This is a genomic window from Streptomyces rishiriensis, assembly GCF_030815485.1.
GTDB lineage: Bacteria > Actinomycetota > Actinomycetes > Streptomycetales > Streptomycetaceae > Streptomyces > Streptomyces rishiriensis_A.
On record NZ_JAUSWV010000002.1, the window covers coordinates 385,253 to 407,623 of the forward strand.

The 22,371-nt window shown below is 68.7% G+C and carries 18 protein-coding genes and 2 pseudogenes; 9 read left to right on the forward strand and 11 right to left on the reverse strand.

What is annotated here, in order from left to right:
- Window positions 1-32: 32 nt before the first annotated feature.
- Window positions 33-1,217, forward strand: a complete 1,185-nt coding sequence (locus QF030_RS03995) for an IS701 family transposase (protein WP_307161247.1) — start codon at window positions 33-35, stop codon at window positions 1,215-1,217.
- A gap of 209 nt (window positions 1,218-1,426) precedes the next feature.
- A pseudogene (locus QF030_RS04000) lies at window positions 1,427-2,300 on the forward strand (IS5 family transposase).
- 21 nt (window positions 2,301-2,321) lie between these two features.
- Here the strand turns inward: QF030_RS04000 and QF030_RS04005 are convergent.
- Window positions 2,322-2,981, reverse strand: coding sequence for a TetR/AcrR family transcriptional regulator (locus QF030_RS04005; protein ID WP_307161248.1), 660 nt, complete (start codon window positions 2,979-2,981; stop codon window positions 2,322-2,324).
- Between the two features lie 143 nt (window positions 2,982-3,124).
- Between QF030_RS04005 and QF030_RS04010 the strand changes: the two genes are divergently transcribed.
- Complete coding sequence (locus tag QF030_RS04010; protein WP_307161249.1) at window positions 3,125-4,075, forward strand: alpha/beta fold hydrolase; 951 nt, start codon at window positions 3,125-3,127, stop codon at window positions 4,073-4,075.
- Window positions 4,076-4,416: 341 nt separating this feature from the next.
- Here QF030_RS04010 and QF030_RS04015 read toward each other — a convergent pair.
- The 3 genes and pseudogenes from QF030_RS04015 to QF030_RS04025 all read right to left on the reverse strand — a co-directional run.
- Window positions 4,417-4,551, reverse strand: a pseudogene (locus QF030_RS04015) (IS5/IS1182 family transposase); the annotation flags it as partial.
- A 30-nt stretch (window positions 4,552-4,581) separates the two neighbouring features.
- Window positions 4,582-4,878, reverse strand: coding sequence for an acyltransferase family protein (locus QF030_RS40520; protein WP_373428729.1), 297 nt, complete (start codon window positions 4,876-4,878; stop codon window positions 4,582-4,584).
- 1,055 nt (window positions 4,879-5,933) lie between these two features.
- Window positions 5,934-6,926 (reverse strand): hypothetical protein, encoded by a 993-nt coding sequence (locus QF030_RS04025; RefSeq protein ID WP_307161250.1) that lies wholly within the window; start codon window positions 6,924-6,926, stop codon window positions 5,934-5,936.
- An 861-nt stretch (window positions 6,927-7,787) separates the two neighbouring features.
- Here QF030_RS04025 and QF030_RS04030 point away from each other — a divergent pair.
- Both QF030_RS04030 and QF030_RS04035 read left to right on the forward strand, forming a co-directional pair.
- The gene (locus tag QF030_RS04030) at window positions 7,788-9,302 is read left to right on the forward strand and encodes a Helicase associated domain protein (protein WP_307161251.1); all 1,515 of its coding nucleotides are present in this window, start codon (window positions 7,788-7,790) and stop codon (window positions 9,300-9,302) included.
- A 225-nt stretch (window positions 9,303-9,527) separates the two neighbouring features.
- A protein-coding gene (locus tag QF030_RS04035) for an IS5 family transposase (RefSeq protein ID WP_373428878.1) occupies window positions 9,528-10,435 on the forward strand; the annotation gives its coding sequence in 2 pieces (ribosomal slippage) (window positions 9,528-9,873 and window positions 9,873-10,435; 909 coding nt in all).
- 407 nt (window positions 10,436-10,842) lie between these two features.
- On the opposite strand, the gene QF030_RS04040 is transcribed toward QF030_RS04035, so the two are convergent.
- From QF030_RS04040 to QF030_RS04065, 6 genes are all read right to left on the reverse strand, one after another.
- The gene (locus QF030_RS04040; protein ID WP_307161253.1) at window positions 10,843-12,603 is read right to left on the reverse strand and encodes a tannase/feruloyl esterase family alpha/beta hydrolase; all 1,761 of its coding nucleotides are present in this window, start codon (window positions 12,601-12,603) and stop codon (window positions 10,843-10,845) included.
- A gap of 1 nt (window position 12,604) precedes the next feature.
- A complete protein-coding gene (locus tag QF030_RS04045; RefSeq protein WP_307161254.1) occupies window positions 12,605-14,293 on the reverse strand; it encodes a carboxylesterase/lipase family protein in 1,689 nt (562 codons plus the stop codon).
- 404 nt (window positions 14,294-14,697) lie between these two features.
- A complete protein-coding gene (locus tag QF030_RS04050; protein ID WP_307161255.1) occupies window positions 14,698-15,372 on the reverse strand; it encodes a formylglycine-generating enzyme family protein in 675 nt (224 codons plus the stop codon).
- Window positions 15,373-15,619: 247 nt separating this feature from the next.
- Complete coding sequence (locus QF030_RS04055) at window positions 15,620-17,059, reverse strand: M48 family metallopeptidase (RefSeq protein WP_307161256.1); 1,440 nt, start codon at window positions 17,057-17,059, stop codon at window positions 15,620-15,622.
- On the reverse strand, window positions 17,056-17,802 hold the full coding sequence (locus QF030_RS04060) for an RNA polymerase sigma factor (RefSeq protein WP_307161257.1): 747 nt from the start codon (window positions 17,800-17,802) through the stop codon (window positions 17,056-17,058). Before QF030_RS04060 ends, QF030_RS04055 begins: the two co-directional genes overlap by 4 nt.
- On the reverse strand, window positions 17,799-18,035 hold the full coding sequence (locus QF030_RS04065) for a hypothetical protein (protein WP_307161258.1): 237 nt from the start codon (window positions 18,033-18,035) through the stop codon (window positions 17,799-17,801). Before QF030_RS04065 ends, QF030_RS04060 begins: the two co-directional genes overlap by 4 nt.
- Before the next feature lie 232 nt (window positions 18,036-18,267).
- Here QF030_RS04065 and QF030_RS40760 point away from each other — a divergent pair, with 232 nt between their 5' ends.
- Window positions 18,268-18,789 (forward strand): barstar family protein, encoded by a 522-nt coding sequence (locus tag QF030_RS40760; RefSeq protein WP_307167460.1) that lies wholly within the window; start codon window positions 18,268-18,270, stop codon window positions 18,787-18,789.
- A gap of 125 nt (window positions 18,790-18,914) precedes the next feature.
- Here the strand turns inward: QF030_RS40760 and QF030_RS04075 are convergent, their stop codons facing one another.
- Window positions 18,915-19,391, reverse strand: coding sequence for a carboxymuconolactone decarboxylase family protein (locus QF030_RS04075; RefSeq protein ID WP_307161259.1), 477 nt, complete (start codon window positions 19,389-19,391; stop codon window positions 18,915-18,917).
- A gap of 69 nt (window positions 19,392-19,460) precedes the next feature.
- Here QF030_RS04075 and QF030_RS04080 point away from each other — a divergent pair, with 69 nt between their 5' ends.
- The 3 genes from QF030_RS04080 (at window position 19,461) to QF030_RS04090 (ending at window position 22,303) form a co-directional block, all read left to right on the forward strand.
- On the forward strand, window positions 19,461-20,345 hold the full coding sequence (locus QF030_RS04080) for a sigma-70 family RNA polymerase sigma factor (RefSeq protein ID WP_307161260.1): 885 nt from the start codon (window positions 19,461-19,463) through the stop codon (window positions 20,343-20,345).
- Window positions 20,346-20,858: 513 nt separating this feature from the next.
- Window positions 20,859-21,299 carry an ALF repeat-containing protein gene (locus QF030_RS04085; protein WP_307167461.1) on the forward strand — a complete coding sequence of 147 codons (441 nt, stop codon included), beginning with the start codon at window positions 20,859-20,861 and terminating at the stop codon, window positions 21,297-21,299.
- 227 nt (window positions 21,300-21,526) lie between these two features.
- Complete coding sequence (locus QF030_RS04090; protein ID WP_307161261.1) at window positions 21,527-22,303, forward strand: hypothetical protein; 777 nt, start codon at window positions 21,527-21,529, stop codon at window positions 22,301-22,303.
- The last annotated feature ends 68 nt before the right edge of the window (window positions 22,304-22,371 follow it).

The window sequence follows — 22,371 nt, forward strand, 5'->3', positions numbered from 1 at the left end:
GACTAGTGGCCAGGTCGGTCGCTGGTGTGGTTATGGGTGGGGACCTTGCTGATGTCAGGTTGTGGGCGGGTGAACTGACCGCTCTGCATGGGCGGTTTGTGCACCGTTTCAGTAGGTCGGAGCCGCGTGAGTCGGCTCTGGCCTGTATGCGGGGGCTGGTTGCTCCGCTGCAGCGGAAGAACGGCTGGACGCCGGCCGAGGAGGCCGGGCATGACGGGCCCGACCGTATCCAGCGGATGCTGAACCGGATCGAGTGGGACGCCGACGAGGTCCTGGACGACGTACGCGCCTATGTCGTGGAACACCTCGGTGAGAGGGATGCCGTGTTGATCGTCGACGACACCGGCTTCCTGAAGAAGGGAGTGCGGTCGGCCGGCGTGCAACGCCAGTACTCCGGAACTGCCGGCCGCACCGAGAACTGCCAGGTCGGCGTCTTCCTGGCTTACGCCACCGGCCGCGCACGCACCCTGATCGACCGGCGCCTGTATCTGCCCACGTCCTGGACGGACGACCGGGAACGCTGCCGCCGCGCCGGCATCGGTGACGAGGTCGTGTTCGAGACCAAGGTGGCCATGGCCAAGGCGATGGTCCGCAAGGCGATCGCCGGGAAGATCCCGTTCGCCTGGGTGACCGCGGATGCCGCCTACGGCTTCAGCAAGGGCTGGCGACACGAACTCGAGCAGGCCGACGTCTTCCACGTCATGGCCACAACGAGACACGACACCGTCGTCACCCGCTGGGCCCTCGACCACCCCGTCCACGAACTGTTTCCCGGCCTGCCCCGGCAGAAATGGAAGCGCCGTTCCTGCGGCGAGGGAGCCCACGGCCGGCGGATCTTCGACCGGGCCCACGTCGAGGTGCGGCCCTGGCACCGCGAGGACCGCCGGCACTGGGTTCTCGCCCGCCGCAGCGTCAGCAGGCCCGAGGAGATCTCCTACTACATCGCCTACTGTCCCGCCGACACGACGCTGGACGAACTGATCCGTGTTGCGGGCAGCCGATGGGCCGTCGAGGAATGCTTCCAGACCGCGAAGCAGGAATGCGGCCTGGACGACTACCAGGTCCGCCGCTACCCCGGCTGGCACCGCCACATGACCCTGGCCATGGCCGACCACGCCTGCCTGACCGTCCTGCGGGCCCGACAGCTGGACACGGACAAAGCAGAAACGGATCCTCCCAGCTCGTCCACCTCAGCCTCGCCGAAATCCGACGCCTGATCACCCGCCTCACCAACCGCCGACCCACCCCGGTCGACCACATCCTGCACTGGTCGACCTGGCGCAGAAGACGCCAACACCAAGCCCGCGTCAGTACTACAAACGACGAGGCCGCAGTCCCTGAAAACTGACCAGCAATCAGAACAGACACCGTTGCAGTACTAGGGCCTGTTGCGAAAGTGGATCTTGTTCGTCGATGATCAGCTGTCGTGGGACGTGGGGATCTGACGAACGGCCAGTGGGCCCGGCTTGAGCCGCTGCTGCCGCAGGGCATTAAGCCAGGTCGTCCGCAGGTGTGGACGCGGCGGCAGCTGATAGACGGCATACGGTGGCGGACCCGGACAGGTGCCCCCTGGCGTGACGTGCCGAAGCGTTACGGGCCGTGGGACCGGGTCTACGACCTGTTCCGGCACTGGCAGCGGGACGGCACCTGGGCGAGGATCCTCGCCCAACTCCAGGCCGAGACCGATGCGAAAGGCCTGATCACCTGGGACGTCAACGTCGACTCCACCGTCTGCCGGGCCCATCAGCACGCCGCCGGAGCGGCGAAAAGGGGGACCTGCGGAAGGAACCGCCCGGCGGCGTCTTCGTCGAGCCGGCCGACCACGGCCTCGGACGCTCCCGCGGCGGACTGACCAGCAAGATCCACCTCGCGGTCGAGCAAGGTCAGAAGCCCTTGTCCGTCGTGATCACGGCCGGGCAGCGGGGCGATTCCCGCAGTTCGAAGCGGTCCTGGAAGCCATCCGGGTGCCGAGGCTGGGCCTTGGCAGGCCGCACAGACGCCCGGAACGGGTGCGCGCCGACAAGGCGTACGACTCTCACAGGAACCGCTCCTACCTGCGCAGACGCGGGATCAAGGCCACGATCCCAGTCCCGGCAGACCGTGTCCGCAACCGGCTCAAGCGCGGATCGCGTGGCGGGCGACCGCCGACGTTCGACAAGGACGACTACAAGCAGCGGCACGCGGTCGAGTGCGGGATCAATCGCCTCAAGCGCCACCGGGCCGTCGCCACGCGGTACGACAAACTTGCCGTCCGCTACGAGGCAACCGTGCTGGTCGCAGCCATCAACGAGTGGCTGTGACCAGCACTTTCACGACACGCCCTAGGTCAGCTCGCCCTTGAGTTCCTGCGCTACGCACCGGGTCGTAGGCGCGGTCTGGCTGCTGTTGAAGATCCTGTCGAGGTGGTATTGGAGCGCCGCGGTGGCAGCCTCCGGCGTCCGCTGCCCGACGAGGATGCTGGTACCCATGGTTGCCGTCATGGCAAGCAGGCTGATCGCCTCAGTGCGAGCGTCGGCTCCAGCATCGGCCCGGCCCGTCTCCTGTGCCTGTTGGATCAGTCCGGTAAGGGCATTCTCGGCGGCGTCAGGGTTGTCGATGAACGGCTGGGCGGCGAGGGCCTCGTCGGTCACGGACAGGATCGAGTAGGAGCTGTAGAGAAGGTGGAAGGTTCGGCCTTCCTCGTCGGTCGGCAGCGAGGCCAGCAGCAGTGCCTCGATTGTCGCGCGGGGGCCCGGGTCACGGCCAGCAGCGGCGAGGCGGGCGCCAACGCGTGCGGTGAAGCGGTCGGTCAGGTGTTGGAGGCCATGGAAAAGCAGCTTCTCCTTGGTCTGGAAGTAGTACTGCACCAGGCGCAGTGAGACGCCCGCCTCGGCGGCGACGTCGCGCATGCCGACCGCGTGCAGGCCCTGCCGCCCGGCGACCTGGATGAGTGCTTCAGCGATCTGGGTGCGGCGTTCATCGTGGTCCACTCGCTTGGGCATCCGTGGCGTCTCCGGCCGTGGTTGGGGTTGGTGGGGTTGCCTGTTCGCCGTCCGGTCCGGCTCGACGGCACCTTTTCATGGTACCGCCGTATCACCCATATGGTACGGTCGTATCACAAAGAGTGGATCTCACGGAGGTGCCCATGCCCGAGAACACGCCCCGACCGCGCCGCGACATAGGCCGCTACGTCAACGACCAGCTGCGCGACCGCTACTTCGCCGCCTGCGACGTGCTCTACGCGAAGGGCGCACCGATCCGCTCCGAGACCGACGTGGAGACAAGCTTCGGGACCACTCACGTCTACCGGTACAGCCCCGCGGACCCGGCAGCCGGGTCCCGCACGCCGGTCGTCCTGATCCACGGATCGGGCGGCTGCTCCGCGATGTGGTACCCCAACACGGCCGCGCTCAGCGCCGACCGCCCCGTCTACGCCCTTGACACCCCCGGCGACCCGGGCCGCAGCATCCACCGCGAGCCGATGTGGCAACCCGAGCGGGCCGCCCAGTGGATGGACGAGGCCCTCGACGCCCTCGGCCTCGACAAGGTCCACCTCGTCGGCTCCTCCTACGGCGGCTGGCTCGTCATCAACCAGGTCCACCGCCGGCCCGAACGGCTCGCCTCAGTCACCGCCCTCGACCCGGGCGGACTGGAGAAGGTGGGGCTCCGCTTCTTCGTCTGGATCTTCGCCAGCCTCTTCGCCACCTTCGCTCCTAAGCGGCTGCGCCCGGCTCTGGCCAAGTGGCTGGAGCAGCCGGTCATATCCGATCCGGATCTGCGCGCCTGGATCCAGGCCGGCGTGAAGGCCTTCCGGATACGCCGTCCCGCTCCACTGCCGCTGTCCGAAGCCGAGCTGGGCTCCATCCGGACGCCGTTCTACCTGATCATGGGTAAGCGCAGCCTGCTGGTGCACCCGAAGGTCCAGCTCGAACGCGTTCCTCGGGTGATTCCCGGCGCCCGCGCCGAGATCGTCGCCGCGACCGGACACGGGCCGCAGATCGACCACCCCGACCTCGTCAACGCCCGGATGTTGAGCTTCATGGAGGACATCGACTCCCTTCACCGGGCGACGACCCGGGACGTCACCGACGTGTAGCCAGTGAGACATCCGGTACCACTCGCGGGGCGTCACAGGGGGATAGCAGAAGCGTGACGGACACCAGGCGCTGCTGGAGATGGGCGAGCAGCAGAACATTGGACTCGGCACGCCCGCGCTGGGCGGCTGTGTTGTCGGCGATCCGCAGCAGCGTACTGGAGGCATCCCGCACGCCATCGAGCCTCTCGTCCGCGCCGTGCAGGGCGCTGCCCTCGGACACCCCGGACCGCCGGCGTTTCACTGCCCGCAGTGCAAGCGGGCGGCACCCGCCGGGCTTACGGTCTGCGGCTCGTGCGGCTTCCACTTGGTCGAGGAGGGCGGCTGAAGGCTTGCCGAAAGCCTCACTTGGTCAGTCGGCGGTGGCAGGTGAGGGCTACGGCGATGCCGACGAAGGCGAGGAAGTGCTCGGCCTTGCGTTCGTAGCGGCGGTGCAGACGCCGACATCCGGCGAGCCAGGACACTGTCCTCTCCACAACTCTCGGGGATGCGTATGACACGCCTGCTTGTCACAACGGCGGGACGCGGCGTGTCAGCTTCCGTCCCCATGCCTGGCCCGGCACTTCGATGTAACGGTAAGTCAGCACGCACAGCGGCAGCAGCACGGCGTAGAAAGCCACTTCGAGAACGACATTGTCCCGCTCCCCCCGGCCGGTCGTGCCGTCGGTCACCGCCAGCAGCACGGGATGCACCAGGTAGACCGAGTAGCTGATCGTTCCCAGTCCGGTCAGCCAGCGCGGTATCCGCAGGCGGCGCACCGCCAGGCCAGCACCGAAGGTGACCACGGCCAGCAGGAAAGAAACCATCCAGGCGCGCCGTCGCCGTCCCAGTACGCGCTCCCCACGGCGCAGGCGACGACCACGAGGCCTGTGCACACCGCGTGCCGCCAGGTGCTCTGAGCATGCTCGGCCCGATAGATCGCGGTACCGAGGAACATCACGGCCAGGATGACCAAGCCCTCCCACATGGGGACTGTGCCTTTCAAGACGACCAGAGCGAGGGCCAACACTCCTCCCAGCGCGCCCCCGAACAGCCGAAGGGCGGGCGCCCCAGCGCTGGCACAGCAGATGGCGACCACCATCGCGATCGAAGCGAGCGCCATCAGCCAGCCGGCACCGCCCTGTCCGAGAGGGCCGAGGGCGGCAGCGTGACCCCTGCCATCACACTCACAGCTGCCAGCCCGGCCAGGATTTTGACGCGCCCCTCCGCGCAGTCGCTCGCCGGAGTCGGCAGGATGCCCCTCGGGCAGATGGCCTCCTGGAGCAAGGTGACATGGGCTACGGCCACTGCGGCCACACTGTGCTGACCGAAGTCACGGACCTCCGCGATGCCCACCAGGCTGAACGCAAGGACCGCGGCCACAACCGCTGCCCACAGCGGGTACATACGAAATACCGACGGCTGCTGCCGCTGCGAGCTGAGGGGGACCACCTTTCCCATGCCAGCGGGTCGACGACGGTCACGTGACGGCCGTACGGTCCGGCGACGCCGCGTTTCAGGCAGAGACCGATCACCTCTGCCACTACCAAGCGTTCCGCGAGGGAGAACACGTCTGTCTCGCCCCGAGCCAGGACCGCCCCGACGACACGAGTACCGCATGGTGGGTAACTTGGCCCGCCCCCGGCAACACCCCATACCGCATCGCTGTCCTACCCGAATGCCCCGTGACAGCTGCCGACCTCAACGACGACAGCCTGTGCCTCCACCCCGAAGGCCACCCCCACGACCACAGTTGGTAGGCAGTACCCCACCAGCTACATGCGAATGGCGTGGGTAGCAGACCCGAGGCTCAGGTGCCAGGTACGTCCCGGCCCTTCGGGAGGGGCGGCCGTGCTCCGTCGACGCGGGCTCGCCAGACGGGTCAGCACCAACGGGTGCGGGGGCAGTTCCAGCCGTCTCCATCACCCCCGCCGCCTCCGCCGGACGAGTTTCCGGAGCTGTCCGGGAAGCCGTTGGGGAACGTGCTGTTGCGACTGCGGTCGCCTGGGAACGGATCACGGTAGTCGGGGTCGCCGTCGTCGTCTCGATCGGGCAGGTCCGCCCTGCCTTCCTTGCTTTCGCCAGGCTCTGGGCAGCCGTTGTCCGGGTGCGTCAGCCCAAGGGTCACCCACGTGTCGATGGTGACGTCCGCGCCCTCGACCGGGTCAGTCGCGCATACCCGCCAGTTGTCGTACTTCCCTTCGTCGGGCAGCGTGTCGTTGAGGTAGGCCGTGGCGGCCCGCACATGATCCGCGGGGACGACGCCAAGTGCCACGACTTCCTTTCGTGCCGTCTTCCACGTCTTCCAGGTCAGCTCCGGCATTGTCGGCCATGGGATGGCACCGCCGTCCGTGCCGGGACATGGAGCGCCGGTCTGCACGGCTCCGAAGTCGATCGTTTTCGTCTCTGACATGGTCCAGCCGGTCTTCTGGAAGCAGACCGTCCAGTTGGATCGCATCCAGATGCTCTTGTCATCGTCGGACGCATTGTGGTCACTCGCGCCGAACCCTGCGGCTTCGGCCTTGTCCCGAGCCTCGTCCAGGCGCATGCCGCGGTAGTCCGCGGCTTCCGGCCGCAACTTCGGGGTCGGTGACGGAACGTCTGGAGTTGCGGAGGGCGGGGCCAGCGTGCGGGCCGCCGCGCCCTTTCCGTCTTCCCGGGCCACGGCGGCGCCTTCCTCGGGCGGGTCAGGGAGTACCGCACCGAGCAGCGCCATGGCGGCGATGGTGGCGGCCACCTTCGCGCCTTTCTGCCAGAGGCTGTCCTTCCACACCAGGACGATCGCTGCGATCATCGCGAGGAAACCCAGGTACTGGTTGATCAGACCGAGCAGGGGGACGGCGAGTACGAAGCCGATGCGGGCCGGCGTGGTCAACCACCAGCGGGTGGCGGGGGACGGAGGTGACGGGAAAGCAGGCGGGTGGTTCAAGGGTGGTGTCTTCTCTGGATTCGGAGCAGGTGAGTGACGGGCCGCAGAGGCCGTTTACCGGACATCTGCCGAGCATCGGCATCGTACAGACCACGAGATATACCTACACGTCGGGCGGAGACCATCCTGCTCCGTCTAGCGGCCCCACTCAGTGATCAATCCCCCGATCGGCAGCGGCAGATGGACCGGTTCAGAAAAGGAACCGAGAGCAGACGCCTGGCTGAGGGACAGTGTCTCGTCACTACCAGGGAGCTGCGTACTGACTGTCCAGGTCACAACTGTAGGGATGCTACTCACCGCCGGCCATTCCCACGTGAGGGACGTGGACTCCTCGCGGCTGCGCGCAGTGCTGGACTCCGGGGCCTACTCCGCGACCGCCGACGCTGCCGCGCTGACCGACTCCGACATGACGTCCGAAACGACAGCCTGACTCACAAGTGCCCGCCCGGCCGGCACTGGGGGGGCGCTCGCGCGTCCCGGCCATGTCCACCCCAGGCTTATCCCTGCGCTGATCGTCGGTCACGACCGGGGGAAACGCCATAACGCAACAAGCGACGTACGTCCACACCGCGTACCTGTCTCCCGACGAGCTGAGCAAGCTCCCGGAAACGCGAAGATCGCAGTCAGACGGTGCGACTGAGCGCTCCAGCTAGCCAGACGGCGGGTGAGCTTCCAGTGCCGAGGACGCCGCAAGTGTCGGGGGTGACGCGTACGGTGGCTGGACGCGACGTGAGGCGGAAGGAAACAGCTTCTGTGGGGACAACGCGGATCACGGATGCGAACCGGCTATCGATAGTGAAACCGGGGTTGGCCGAAACGCTGAACGTCGATAAGTCCGCGGTCACCGCAGACTCGCTGACGGTCGCGTCCAACCGAAAGGTCTGGTGGAACTGCCCCGACTTTCCCGAGCATGAGCCGTGGAAAGCCGTGGTGAACAACCGCACGGGAGGGTTCCGCAAACGCTACGGCACCGGATGCCCCACCTGCCGGCTGCGCCAGACATCGGTGCAAGAACTGCGGTTGAAGGCCGAGCTCAGCACGGTCCTTGCGATCGACGTCGATCGCGATGCCGTTCACACCGCGCGTGTCGAGCGGGTCGACATGGTGGTCGACGCCGACGAACTGCGCCTGGTCCTCGAGTTCGATGGTTCCTACTTCCACGGGACCGAGCAGTCGGCCAGGAGGGACAGTGCGAAGTCCCAACGGCTGCGCGAGGATGGTTGGACCGTGGTGCGTATCAGGGAGGTCCCGCTCGACCTTCTCGACCAGACCTACGACGTGCGGGTCAGTTTCCTCGCAGAGCCGGAGGCAGCCGCGGCCGACGTCCTCGATCATTTGGTGGTGCTCCGTCTGCTGGACCCAGCAGCGGCCGAACGTTACCGGGCCTTGGACGCTCCGCAGGCGGAGGAAACGGCGCGCCAGTGGCTCCGCGAGCGCATCGGCGAGCGCGCGGCACGGAGGCTGGAGTACTCGGCGCAGAACGACGCGTGGGACTTCATGTTCGAGGAGCTGGTGGCCTATGAGGCCAACGCCGGCGACTGCTACCCCACGGACGAGGCCTGCGTCGACGGGCGAAGTCTGGGGCGTTGGTGCCGCAAGCAGCGAGGGCTGCAGCGCACCGGTCGCCTGCGGGCCGACCGGGCCGAGCGCCTGGCCACGATCGCCACCTGGTCCTCCCAGACCGCATATGAGGCCGGCTTCTGGGCCAGCTACGACCAGTACCTGCGGCGGGCCAATTTGCCGGATCCGGGCGAGCGGGAGAAGTCGCCGTCGCGCCGCGACGCGACCGTGTGGGCGACCAACCTCCGGAGGCGGCGGGCGGAGCTGATCACCCGCGGCGACGATCTGCCGGGCGGTCAGCTCGAGGCCATGGAGAAGGTGGCCGGTTGGTCCTGGGACCCATATCAGGACGCCCAAGACGCAAAAGTCGAGGTGATGCAGCAGTTTTGCGCCGTCACCGGCCGGCCTGTCTCGTCGATCAAGCAGCGCGAGGAGTGGAACAGTCACCCCGTGGGAGTGTGGCTCAACTCCTGGCGCGCCCGTCGCAATGTGCTGTCGGCCTCGCAGGAGGCCGAGCTCGAGGCGCTGCCGGGATGGACCTGGGACCAGCGAGGAGACCAGTGGACCTCGATGCTTCAGCAACTTGAGGACTTCGCGGCCACACGGGGCCACATACAGCCGAGCCTGACTCTCGGCGACGAGCAGGAGAAGGCGCTCGCCCGGTGGAAGCGCAACAACAAGAACCGACTACGGGGCCGCCGAGACGACAAGGCTCTCCGGCTGCGGGCGCTGCTGGTTCAGTACGGCGAGACCCTGCCCTGACCGCCGTGAGCCCTGGCCAAACTTACCTGGGCCGCGCGGGTTGTTCACTCCGGAGCACTCCCGCGTCGGCGGGAAGGACCCGTCAGACCGGCACCACCCACTACGGCCACATCTCCGGACTCCTCGCCGCGCCCGCCCACACAACAGCAGCCCTCGCGCCGTTCGCCGACGCCGCCCTGGCCGTGTCCCTCGGGAGCTAGGTCCTGTCTGATAATTGATCTTGTGGTGGGTCGTGGTGAGCTGACGGATGCGGCGTGGGAGCGGATGGCGCCGCTGTTGCCGGGTGTTGACGGGCGGGGTCGTCCGTGGCGGAATCACCGGCAGGTGATCAACGGGGTGTTGTGGCGGTTGCGGACGGGTGCTCCGTGGCGTGACCTGCCGGAACGCTTTGGGCCGTGGCAGACGGTCTATGAGCGGTTCGCCCGGTGGGAGGCGGACGGGACCTGGGCCCGCCTGCTTGAGGAGGTCCAGGTCCGCGACGACTCGGTCGGGGCGGTGGAGTGGACCGTGTCGGTCGACTCCACGATCAACCGTGCCCACCAGCACGCCGCTGGCGCCCGCAAAAAGGGGCGGCGTCGAGGGACGAACTGGAAGATCCGGAACGCGCGGCGGATCGTCAGGCGCTCGGCCGGTCCCGCGGCGGGCTGACCACGAAGGTCCACCTCGCCTGTGACGGCCGGGGCCTGCCCCTGGCCCCCCTCTTCACGCCGGGCAACGTCAACGACTCCACCGCCTTCGACGCGGTCCTGGACGCGGTGAGAGTGCCCCGGACCGGCGTCGGTCGGCCGCGCCGCAGGCCCGACGCGGTCATCGCCGACAAAGCGTATTCGTCACGGGCGATCCGCCAGACGCTGCGGCGCCGCGGCATCCGGGCGGTGATCCCGGAGAGAGCGGACCAGAAGGCCAACCGGATACGGCGCGGCCGGGCCGGCGGCAGACCACCGGCCTTCGACCGCGATCTCTACAAGGCCCGCAACGTCGTCGAACGCTGCTTCAACCGGCTCAAGCAGTTCCGCGCCATCGCGACCCGCTTCGACAAACTCGCCGCCCGCTACCGGACCGGACTCCACCTCGCGGCACTCATCCTCTGGCTCCGCGAAACCCAACAAGATCATTTGTCAGGCAGGTCCTAGCGGACCTGGGTGTTGGTACTCGAGAAGCGGGCGCTGCCGTTTCCCGATTCGGATTCCTCAGTGAGGAGCTGATCGCGTCCAGGCTGCCGCTGAAGGAACAACTCCGGTCGACGCCGGTTGGGGAGAAACCCGATCACGCTCCATGTTCCCTTTCTCCGTTCGCCACCTCCCAGGTGCCCATCGGCTGCTGACCAATGGGCGGCTGTGCGCGTATGCCGCCGGGTGAGAGACCTGCCGTCCTGATCCTCATGGTGGACGGGCGCACCGGGCTGCTCGGCCAGCGGGAGGGGCCTCTCGTGCGCGCCCAGCGGCAGACCGCGCACCCGCGCGGCGGACTGGACCTCGGCGCCACCCACACCCGGCCCCGCCGTCCGTGCGCGGGGCCGGGCCGGCCGACGGCGATCAGTTCACGCCTTGCCCTTGCTGACCACCCACTTGCCGTGGATCCAGTTGCCGACCGTCTCGTAGCCGGAGCGGAACGAGCTGAGCCAGTTCAAGGTCAGGTTCGCCTCCGCCGTGGACCGCACGGGGGTGTAGCTGCTCGCCTCGTCCGCCGGTCCCCCCGTGGTGTTCCCGGCGATGTACGGAAAGGGGTACGCGGGTCGCGTCGCAGTGGTCTTCCCGCTGGTGTCGACCGCCGTGGTGAGCAGGCTGTCCGGTGCCTCGCCCTTGGTGACCCAGGCGACGACGGCGGTCAGCGCGTCCAGCTTGTCCGGGCCCTGGCCGCCGCCGCAGTGGGCGACGCCCGGGAGCAGGAACAGCCGGGCGAAACTGCTGGTGGCCGCCGCTCCTCCCATGACGTTCTGCACTGCCTTGTAGTACGCCATGGTGCCCACAGCCGGGATGTGCTGGTCGCGCAGGCCGTGCCAGAGGATCAGCTTGCCGCCGGCCTTCTTGAACGCGGTCAGGTCGGGGTCGGTGGCGTCATACGTGCCCTCGTTCGGCTGCATGATCTTCTTGAAGTAGGCCGCCGTGAACTTGACGTCCCTGTACGTCAGTTCCGGGTGCGGCTCGTCGAAGACCTGGTAACGGATGGTCTCCCGGACGAAGCTCATGTCGCCGGTGGTGCCGGTCGCCGTCGTGGGCACGATGATCCCGGCCCAGTTCAGTTCCGATCCGCGCAGCTGGTAGCCCGGGTAGAGGAGTGCACCGTGCTCGTCGGTCGGGCCGGCGTAGATGCGGCGCAAGGTGGTGACCTGGTCGGAGGTGAGGCAGAAGTCGGAGGCTGTGGAGGTCTGTCCTGCCTTGCACGTGATGCTCGCCGGGTCCCAGCCGCAGGCCAGCGGGTCGGTGACGATCCCGTCGGCGGGGGCGTCACAGCCCTTGAGGACCGCCGCGTGCAGGGGCGCGAGGTCGGCTGTGGTGATGGTCGCCGGGCCGCCGTTCAGGAAGACGGACTGGGCGGTCCAGGCGTGCGAGAAGGTGTTCAGCGCGGTGAAATTGTTGGCGGGTGCGCCGGCGACGATGCCGTCGAAGTCGGTCGGGTAGCGCTGGGCCTCGGTCAGGGCCTGGTGGCCGCCCTGGGAGCAGCCGTCGAAGTAGGAGTGGGTGGCCGACTGACCGTAGTACTGCTTGACGAGGACCTTGGCGACCTGGGCCAGCCAGTGGTCGGACTTGTAGCCGAAGTCGGCGCGCAGGGCGGCGTCGGTGGAGAACAGGCCGCCGCCCTGGTAATGGCCCTCGTCGCTGGAGCCGACCGCGAAGGCGCCGCTGGTCAGCGGGACACAGCCGTACGACGCGGCGGCGTTGCCCGTGCTGACGTTGCCGCACAGGCCCCCGCAACCGAGCTGCAAATAGTCGGCCTGCCAGCCGGTCTGCGGGAGGCGCAGCTGGAAGTGGATCTGCGGGGCGATCACGCCCTGCACATTGCAGTACGCCCAGTTACCGAGCGTGTTGTCTGCGGCGGGCACCTCGGCGGCGGAGGTGATCTCGAACGGCACGTCCGGTACGGCGGCCGCGAGGTCCAGGGAGGCCACCTGGGAGCAGGCCATGGCCGGGGCGATGCCGGAGTCGGTCGCGGCGGCGCTGACCCCGGTGACCGTCCGCGCACTGTCGGGGGAGCCGGCGGCGAGTGCCGCACCGCCCCCGGTGACCAGCGCGATCCCGGCGGCCAGGACGGTGAACCGGGCGACCTTTCTCCTACGGAACCAGGTGCTCAGTACGGTCATGTCAGTACTCCGTGGGCTGGGAGAGCAGGTAGGCCTTGAGGAAGGCGAACTTGGCGTCGCTGTCGGCCGCGGGGAGGGTCGCGAAGGCGTCGCCGAGTTCCATGGCGAGGGGTTTGGTGGCGCGCATGGCGGGCCACGGCGGCAGGGCGGGGCCGTTGGGGTTTCCGGTGGCGGCAAAACGGGCCACGTACGAGGACGTCGTATCGGCGATCGCGTAATCCTCGGCGGTCCAGGGCCGGTCGGTGCCGTACAGGTTCCCGAAGAGGTAGTACTTCTCCGCGCCGTGGTAGGCACCCGCGCCGTCCGCCGGCTCGATCGCGTTGGTGGTGTCCGTGCCCGGGGGCGCGTGCGTCCACCAGTAGTTGTAGAGGGGGCTGCGGTTGCCGGCGGTGTCCCGGAACTGCGTGCCCCACAGGAAGGTGGAGACGCGTTCCTCGTCGCGTGCGTAGTTGTTGTACTGGGCGGCCGCCTCCGCGTCGGCGGTGGCCGGATAGAGCTTCAGGAAGCCGGCTGCCCGGTCGCCGAAGGTGGTGGCCGCGTACTCCCGGAACTGCGCCACCGTCATCGCGAGCGTCGGTGAAGCGCCGTTCTCGTCCCTGTTGTTGCCGGTGAGGACCGGGATGTCGTACTCGGTGCCGGACTCCATGGCGTCGGTGTACGTGGTCGGCAGCACGTACCCGTCCAGGACGTTGCCGAAGTCGGTGCCGGTGCTCGGGGCGCCGGGCGCGTACACCTTGGAGACGATCTCGTCGGCGCTCAGCGCGCGCAGGTCGGCCAGGGACGAGGCGCCCATGTAGGCGGCGAACGCGCTGCCGTTCGCTTCGGCGGCGGCCAACGAGTCGTAACCGCCCGCCACATGACCGAGTGCCGGGTCCTTGGTGTACTGCACCCCGGCCGCGAGCAGCCCCCGGTGGAACAGACCCCGGGCGAGCTTCGAGATCATCAGGATGTTCACGAACGACGAGCCGTGCGACCAGCCGGCCAGGGTGACGCGTTCCGGGTCCCCTCCGAACGCGGCGATGTTGCGCCGGATCCACCGCAGCGCGGCCACCGTGTCCAGGACGCCCCAGTTGCCGGAGCCGCCGTGGCCGGTCTCGGCGCTCAGCTCGGGGTGGACGAGGCCGCCGAAGGCACCGACGCGGTGGTTGAAGGTGACCACGACCACGCCCTTGGCGGCGAGCGCCGCACCGTCGTAGACCGGCTGGGAGGCCCACATGGCGCTGTTGCGGCCGCCGTAGATCCAGACGAGGACCGGGCGCCGGGCCTTCGCATCCGCCTCCGGTGTCCAGACGTTGAGGTTCAGGCAGTCTTCGCTGAGCGGCGGCACCTTGCCCGCGTCGATGCCCGTAACGGGCTGGGGACAGGCGGCACCCCACGTGTCCGCCTTGCGTATCCCTGTCCAGGACGGTGCCGGTCGCGGTGCGCGCCAGCGGTTCTGACCGGCGGTGGAGGCCGCGTAGCGGATGCCCTTGTAAACGGTGACGCCGTCGAGGGCCGCAGGGACACCGGTGACGAGGCCGGACCGGGTCCGCACGGGCCGTTCGGCGGCGGCCCGGACGGCGGCCGAGGCGGGAGCGGCGTCCAGGGTGCCGATCAGTGAGGCACCGGTCGTCGCTCCGACGGCACCGAGGAAGCCGCGGCGGCCCAGCGGCGTGGAGTGATGGGGCGGCGGAACATCTCGCCAGTTCAAGAATTCTCCCTGGTGAAAGGGGAAGGCGCCTTCGTGCATGACTCGGCGCCCGTCCCCGGGTCTGATTCGTCTCCAGCCGGCCGGGCTCGGGAAGGCTGCCTCATGCTGTGCCCCGTGTCCCGGGCGTCACAACCGGCCGGGTACGCACTCACAGGTCCCGCCCTGCACGATGAGATTGCGTTCCGCGCAGGTTGACAGTGCCAGGGGGCCTACATCCTGGTAACTCCAGAACACGATCAGCCGCGGTCGGTCGACATGGGCGGCCCACCGAACGGGAGCTTCCGCGCGCGGTCATGCTCCGCTGCTGAGGTGACCGCACACCTTCGCCGTGGTGGGGCGGGGCCATGGATGCCAACTGTCCGGCCGGTGATCCCCCGCGCGGGCCCCGCTGCACACGACGTGGATCAACGCGCGACGGAACGCGCGACGCGAAACCCCACGTCGTCGACCTGGAAAGTCGGGTGGCTGCGGCGTCGCGCGGAAGCCCGGCAACTCCAGTGCTCATCGAACCAACCACCGCCACGGAGCACCCGGTAGGCGCCATAGACCTCGGCGTCGTAGACGTCCCAGCACCAGTCCCAGACGTTGCCGAGCATGTCGTAAAGCCCCCAGGAGTTGGGGCGCTTGCCGCCCACCTCGTGGATGCGCTCGTGTGAGTTTCCGCGGTACCAGGCGATCTCGTCGAGCTCCCCGTAGCGCGGCCCGGTCGCCCCGGCACGGCAGGCGTGCTCCCACTCAGCTTCGGTCGGCAATCGATACCCGTCGGCGGACGCGTCCCACTCGATGACTTCGGCCTCGGCACGGATGCGGTACGCGGGCGTGAGGCCGGCGCACTGCGACAGGGCGTTGCAGAACCGCGTCGCGTCCCACCAGGAGACGCACTCGACCGGCAACTGGTCGCCAACGCTGGTACTCGGCCGCTGGCCTGTGATCTGTGCATACAACGCCTGGGTGACCGGCCATGCCGTGAGCTGGTAGGGCGCAATCTCAATTGACCAACTGCGCTGTGTCCGCCGGTCCGACAGCGTCACCTGCCCCGGCGGGATGGCGACCATCTCGTTCCCCATCATCAGGTCCATGATCAAGAGATCCTAACGAGACCTGTCAGAGCGAGCAGCTCGGCCAGGTCCTCGAGTCGCTGTGGGGTGAGGCGTCGCTTCAGGTCTGTGGCCAGGGCCACCGGGTCCTCTTCCGGGGCAGTGGCGTCGGAACGGCTGGCAGCCTGGCGTTGGGAAGCAATGGCTGCGGATCCCGCAGGGGTGCTTACCGGATCAGCATTCTTCGATTTCCGTGCGGACTCGCTTCTCTGTTCGCCCGCGGCGCCGGCTACTTCACGGGCACGAGCGGTAAAGCGGTGAACCGGTCAGAGGGTGGGATGGGCGGGAGGCTGAACGTCGGGATGGTCAGCGGCGACTGCGACGCCTCCGGCCATACGCCCGGCTCACCGGGCACCGTCGGCAACGGTGGCAGATCGCTGCGCGATGGTGAGACGACGGCGTGGACGAGAACGCTCGCCAACAGGATCAGAAACACCCCGATCAGTGTCGTCTTGATCTTGAAGCGCAGGAACGCCTTGGTGAGTCGAGGCGGTTCCACCGACACGGCCCGCTCGGGGGCCGCGCCGTGGACCGCGCGCATGGCCTCCTGCAAGGTTTCGGCCAGTTCGGGGAGGTTGCGCAGAAGACCTGCGGCCGGGGCCCGTTCGCTCACAGCCGGCCGGTGGACGCTGTCCGGATCGACGTCGCAGCCCAGGGCCGCCAGCCGAACCCGCAGAGGCGGGTGACTGCCGAGCCCGCCGTCCTCCCAAGCTGTATCCGGTTCCCAGGCGCCCTGGCCGTCCTCGAAGGGCACACCCACCGGCTCGGTGATCCGGTCCGCGAAATCCCGGAAGACACCGTCGGGAAGCATCAGCCGGCGAAGGGCCCCGGAGCCGTTCTTGCCAGCCTTCGATGCTGTCGGATCCGTCGGCCGGGACCGGCCCCCGGTGAACTCGTCCCACAGCGGAGCGAGTGCATGCACGGTCCGCAGCGCCTGCGCGAGCGTGTGTGCCCCGGCGATCGCGGCCGCCGCGGCGTCCGCCTCGAGTTCCTGGCTGCGCCGAACGGCCAGGGTGTGGCGCAGGTACATTCCGTTGTATGCCGAGACAAGCTTCAGGAGAAGTCGCACCGGCGGTTTGAGGCTGGTCTGATCCGTCTCCAGGACCTCCAGGTAGCGGACCGTGCGTGCCAAAGCGACGCTGCCGCGATGGCTGACGGCGGCAAGGCGGGTGTGCCGGCGCGCGTAGTGCCCCAGTTCGTGGCACAGAACGGCCCGCAGCTCGTCACTGGTGAGCCCGAGGAGCAGGGGTAGGCCCAGATCGAGGGTTCGAGCGCCTCCGACCAGGCCCAGGAGCCTGCTGCGCTCGCCTGCGTGGGCATTGACGGTGTCGGCCAGGCGCAGCGTCGTGGGTGCGGGGGTGTTCAGCTCGTCTGCGAGTCGCAGCGTGAGCGCCCAGAGTTCGGGCTGCTGTCGCGGGGTCAACGCGATGCGGATGCCTTCCGCCCCGACGGCTGACGTCCTGGCGAGCAGCCCGTAGGCCAGGGTGGAGACGGAGATCACGGTGAGCGATCCCAGCAGGGCGACCTGCCAGGTCCTCGTGGTCAGGACGACGATGATCAGCAGGAGTTGGGCGCTCAGCACGGCGAGTGCAAGCAGCTGGACTCCGGCCAGCAGGGCACAGCCGAGCAGTGCGCGTGACAAGGTCGCCCCCGGCATCTGCTCTCTCACTTGCGCCTCGCGCCTTCTGGTCCACGGTCGGCAAGAGCTGTCCGAGCCTGCTCCAGTGCGTTCTCGTCCTGCCGGAGGGCGGAGCCGAGCCAGGATTCGGTGGCGTTCAGAACCCCGGTGAACAGGTCCTCACGCGCGGAGGCGCCGGTTCCGACGAGCGGCACCTCGCTCAGCGGCTCGGCGTCCGCGTCGAGGCCGAGCATGCGCCGAAGGTTTTCGCGTCCCTTGCGCAAGTTCCCTCGCGCCGTGGAGGCCGCGATGTTCAGATCGTCGGCGATTTCCTCGTGCGTCATCGCGTAGAGGCTGTACATGACCAGCACCATCCGCTGGCGTGGCGGCAGGGCGGCCATCGCGGTGAGCACCCGTCGGGCCTGCGCCGTCTCATGGGGTTGCGCCTGGCAGGGCACGGGCACGTCCAAGGCCGCGCGCTTGGCCCTGAGGCGCAGACGCAGCGTGCGCCACAGTTTTCTCCGCATCACCAGACTTACCCACGCGGTTGGCTGCTCGTAGCCGCTGACCCGGTTCCAGTTTTCCAGCGCCGCGAGGAAGGCGTCCTGGATGGCGTCTTCCGCGTCCTGATAGTTGCCGCACAACATCAACGCCCGAGCCAGCAGGGCCGGATAGTGAGCCGCGAAGAAGGCCTCGAAGTCGACGGGAAAGACTTCGTTGGCCGGTGCCCCGTCGTCGGCCCGCCGTGCGGGTTCGGGCACACCGGTCCGGGCGCTGTCCGTCCCGCCGCTCATGGTGCCTTCCCTTCCTGATCGTTGTACGCGGTCCGGCCATCGCCCTGCACACTCAGGACGCCTCCGTCCGGGCGGCGTTCCTCCAAGCGGACGTCGTGTCCCGCCAGGCACAGCGCAGCGAGCAGCAGCCGCCCCCGCTGGCGTTCACGGGTCACCTCCCGGCGCCAGGCGACCACCTGAAGGGCGATTTTGACCGTAGCGGCCAGCGCCGCGAGCACTACCGATTCCCACATATCCGACCATCTCCCTTGGCGGCCACGTAACGTCAGCAGATGCCCTGCCGACCGCATCACCTCTCAACACCCGTGGCAGCGGACCGCGTTTACCCGTCGACCGAATTTCTTTCAGTCAGTCGGCGACGCTTCATCGGGTGGCCGGCGGTGTGGGGCCGGGGGTGGCCGGTGCCGTTGACGGGCTGATCAGGGCCCGCAAGGGACGGACGTGGAAGTGCTCGACTCAGGTGTCGTGGCCTCGACCGCACAGTCCACGGGCAAGGATCTCGTTGAAGCAGCTTGCCCTCTTCCGGACAAATGGCCGGCATCGAGGGGCCGTAGCGACGGAGCCGGATGTACCCGCCGAGCGCTGACACCGATACATGCGCTGGACGGCAGGCAGATCGGAACGCTGGAAGATTTCTGGCGTGTCATCGGCGAGGTCATCAACGGTCCCGGGGGCTGCCTCGGTCGGAACCTCGAAGCCTTCGCCGACTGCCTCACCGGCGGCCTGGGAGCGCCCGACGATGAGGATCGCGTGGGTGAGTGGCGCGAGCACCAGGTGTTGCGTCAGCGTCTCGGCCATTCGGAGACAGCTCGCCAGCTGGAGATCCGGGCTGTCACGCTGTCCTCCCACAGATCGCCCTTCTGTGGGCGCCGATCTTGCCGCCGCACGAGGGCGCGGCCGCCGCGCCACTCGATCCATCGGTCGTCGTCCAGAATGCTGTCGGGATCCCGGATGCCCGCGCCCTTGAGGACCACCATTACATCGTGATCGCTGTAGGCGGTGCCGAGAGTCTCATCCCGGCCCAGGGAGTGCACGGCGCCCCTCCGGCCGTGCCTTGCCGGAGAGTGGACGGGCATCCACCTCCGGCCCTGACGACAGGTCAGCAGCGCCGGTTACCAGGTGGCGCCGGCGGGCTCCTCGATGGTGGTGTTGATGCGGTTGAAGAAGTTGGTGAGGCTGATCATCAGGATGATCGCGGAGAGCTGCTCCTCATTGAAGTGGTCTGCGGCCTCGTTCCACACCTCGTCCGGGACGGCCTTGCCGGAGCGGTCGGCGATCCGGGTGGCGGCCTCGGTCAGGGCCAGGGCCGCGCGCTCCTCGTCCGTGAAGAACGGCGCCTCGCGCCAGGCGGCCACGGCATGCAGGCGTTCGTCGCTCTCGCCGTGCTTCTTCGCGCCCGCCACACCGGCGAACACGCAGGCGCTGCAGCCGTTGATCTGGCTGGCCCGCAGGTGGACCAGCTCCAGGGTCTGCGGGGAGACGCCGCCCTGGTACATGGCCTTGTAGATGTTCTGGATGCCCTTCATGGCGTCCGGCAGGACCAGGGCGGGGTTCTTCATCCGGGCAGTGGGGGTGATCGCGGCGTTCATCCGATGCTCTCCTCGTGATCCGTTAGCGTCTGTCACTGGATCGACGGATACGGACACGGGGGTGTGACAGTGAGCGAGAACTTTCTTCTGGCCGACCAGTTCGAGGCGGAGCGGCCCGCGCTGCGGGCGGTGGCCTACCGGATGCTGGGGTCGCTCGCCGAGGCGGAGGACGCCGTCCAGGAGGCGTGGTTCAAGCTCAGTCGCACCGATGTGAGTGACGTGAACAACCTGGGGGCCTGGCTCACCACGGTGGTGGGCCGGATATGCCTGGACATGCTGCGCTCGCGTACCTCGCGACGCGAGGATCCGCTGCCCGAGCAGGACGGGTCAATCCGGCTGCCGGACCCGGTGGTGACCGCGCTGGCCCGCGTCGACCCCGAGCGGGAGATCCTGATCGCGGATTCGGTGGGTATCGCACTCATGATCGTGCTGCAGACCCTCGCCCCGGCCGAGCGACTCGCCTTCGTCCTGCACGACATGTTCGACCTGCCCTTCGACGACATCGCCCCCATCCTCGGCCGGACGACGGTCTCCACCCGGCAGCTCGCCAGCCGCGCCCGCCGCCGGGTCCAGGGTGCCGCCCCTGCGGCCGACACGGACCTCGCCCGCAAGCGCGATGTCGTGGACGCCTTCCTGACCGCCTCTCGCGGCGGCGACTTCGAAGCGCTCCTGGCGGTCCTCGACCCCGAGGTTGTCGCGCGCTCCGACGGCGGCACGCGCGTCCCGAGCATCCTGCGACGCGGCGCGTCCGACGTGGCGTCCCAGGCAATCACCTTCGCTCGCTTCGCGGCGGACGCACGCCTCGTCCTGATCAACGGCACGCCCGGGGTTGTCTCGTTCGCCGAGGGCCGACTGCTGTCCGTCATGTCGTTCACCATCCGGGACGGCCGCATCACCGGACTCGACATCCTCAGCGATCCTGACCGTCTGGCCACTCTCCGCCTGACCATCTGACCATCTGACCATCTGACCCCGTGACCGATGCCGGCTACCCCGGGCGGGTGGTGTCCTTGGCGGTGAGGTCGCCGGTGACGCGGTACTCGGTGTCGGAGCGGGGCTCGACCGCGGTCGTGCGGAAGGTGTTGTCGGGGCGGTGGCCGACCCTCCAGCGCCCGACCTGGCGCTCCCGACATCCGCGCCGCCGTCATCTCCAAAGCCCGCATCAACATGCACCGCAAACTCACCGACATGGCCAGGATGACCGGCCCGTACCCGCTCGCCGTACTCTCCGACTGCCTCGTCTACCCCTCTCCCCCCGATCACGCCCCGACAGCCACGAGCCGCGCCCAAGGCCGCCCTTCTCGAAGGCGCGCCACCATGGAACACCGGCCACTTCCGCGACGACGGTGCCCTGCGACCGCAGCGGGGCGACTGCCACTGTCAGACCCAGGTGGCAGCATCACCCAAGTGAACGCCCCTGAGGCGTCCTCAACTCACCTCCGCAGCAAACGAAGAGGAGCATTCCCCTTGCGACTGCATCGCGTAGCGCCCGGCATCGCCGCGGGCATCCTTGCCCCGGCCCTCCTGCTCGCCACCCCGTCCTTCGCCGCCACGGCTGCACCGACCGCGGTGACGGTGCCCGCGGTGTCCCCGTCCGCGGACGAGCCGGACGCCGACGACCTGAGGGTGGCCATAGTCCGGATCCTCGCCGACCCGGACAGCGGCCGACGTGTCACACGAGAAGCCAACGCCCTCCTGGACGCCAACGACCCCGAGGCGATGCGCGCCTGGCTGGAGACCGGCTACCGCATCGCCCAGGCCGAGGACGACCGCGTCGCCATCGCCCGTATCCTCGCCGATTCGTCCATCAGCCCGGCCCTGCGCGCGGCAGCCAACGCCGCCCTGGACGACAACACACCCGAAGCACTGCGCCACTTCCTGGAAGTCGGCAGGTACCAGGTCGCCTGACCGGCACGGCGCCGCACCACAGCGCGTCGCCCGGGTGGCACCCCCTGCCGCACGCCCGGTCGCCGGAACGCCGAGAATCCGGGCGGGGCCGCCTGTACCTCTGTGTGCCGGCGGCCCCGCCCGGCAGTCCCTGTGCCGGCTCGGCGCCCTCCGCAGAGCTCTGTGGTCTCGCCGCCCGGTGCGGCATGGGCCACTGACACCTCCGACAGCAGAAAGCACCTTCTTCGATGACCACACAACCCCTACGCACCGAGCGCAGCGGTCAGCAGACCGCCTCCGTCGTGACCGACCTGCCGTTCAAGCCTCAGCTCGTCAAAGCGGTGTTCAGGGACGTGACCTCGTTGCACGTCTCCCGGCCGGCCGCGTGGGCCGCCGCGTCGGTGACGCGGACCGTGCTGACGGAGATCATCGAGGGCGCGAGAAGCGCGGCGGCCGAGGAGGTCAGGAAGAGGCTGATTCCCAAGGACCTCATCTCGGCGATCGACCGGAACATCGAGGTGGAGGTGGGATCGGCGTGGTACCTGCACAGCCCGACCTTCCACGGCCTGATGGGCGAGGTGCGCAACGCCGATGGTGCGCTCGTGTCTCTTCGTGAGCGCCGCGGGGCGCGTACACCGAGTGGTGTGGCCGGCGCCCACCGGTTCGAGGCCGGGGTGAGAAGGCTGCTGGGGAGCCGGGGGGTGAGGGCGGTCCCGGCGATGGTCCGCGACCTGGACGGAATCGCGAGCGTGTTCCTGACGGCCCTGGCCCGGGACGCGGCCAAGGTCGTCCGCGAGGGCGGGGTCAAGCGGTTCGGGACGGTCAGTCTGGTGGTGCCGGGCGAGCCGACCCCGGCCCCGCTGCTCAAGGACCCCCTCCTCGCCCTGTCCACCCGTCGCGGGGACGGGCGCACTGTTGGCGGGGACGACGTCCTGGCCGCCGTCACGATGCAACTGTTCGGCGATCTCAGACAACGCGCCCTCACCGAGGCAGCCGAGATGACACGGAACACGTCGGCCAACTGATCCGGCCCGCCCCTGCGCTCTGCCCACTGCGCACGGTTCCCCCGTGTGCGCGGCTCCCGGAATCTGCC

Bases quoted from the DNA above. Each gene is read 5' to 3' on its own strand.
- QF030_RS03995 (WP_307161247.1), top strand. From the start codon at position 33: ATGGGTGGGGACCTTGCTGATGTCAGGTTGTGGGCGGGTGAACTGACC.
- QF030_RS04005 (WP_307161248.1), bottom strand. From the start codon at position 2,981: ATGCCCAAGCGAGTGGACCACGATGAACGCCGCACCCAGATCGCTGAA.
- QF030_RS04010 (WP_307161249.1), top strand. From the start codon at position 3,125: ATGCCCGAGAACACGCCCCGACCGCGCCGCGACATAGGCCGCTACGTC.
- QF030_RS40520 (WP_373428729.1), bottom strand. From the start codon at position 4,878: ATGGTTTCTTTCCTGCTGGCCGTGGTCACCTTCGGTGCTGGCCTGGCG.
- QF030_RS04040 (WP_307161253.1), bottom strand. From the start codon at position 12,603: ATGACCGTACTGAGCACCTGGTTCCGTAGGAGAAAGGTCGCCCGGTTC.
- QF030_RS04050 (WP_307161255.1), bottom strand. From the start codon at position 15,372: ATGGACCTGATGATGGGGAACGAGATGGTCGCCATCCCGCCGGGGCAG.
- QF030_RS04060 (WP_307161257.1), bottom strand. From the start codon at position 17,802: ATGAGCGGCGGGACGGACAGCGCCCGGACCGGTGTGCCCGAACCCGCA.
- QF030_RS04065 (WP_307161258.1), bottom strand. From the start codon at position 18,035: ATGTGGGAATCGGTAGTGCTCGCGGCGCTGGCCGCTACGGTCAAAATC.
- QF030_RS04075 (WP_307161259.1), bottom strand. From the start codon at position 19,391: ATGAACGCCGCGATCACCCCCACTGCCCGGATGAAGAACCCCGCCCTG.
- QF030_RS04090 (WP_307161261.1), top strand. From the start codon at position 21,527: ATGACCACACAACCCCTACGCACCGAGCGCAGCGGTCAGCAGACCGCC.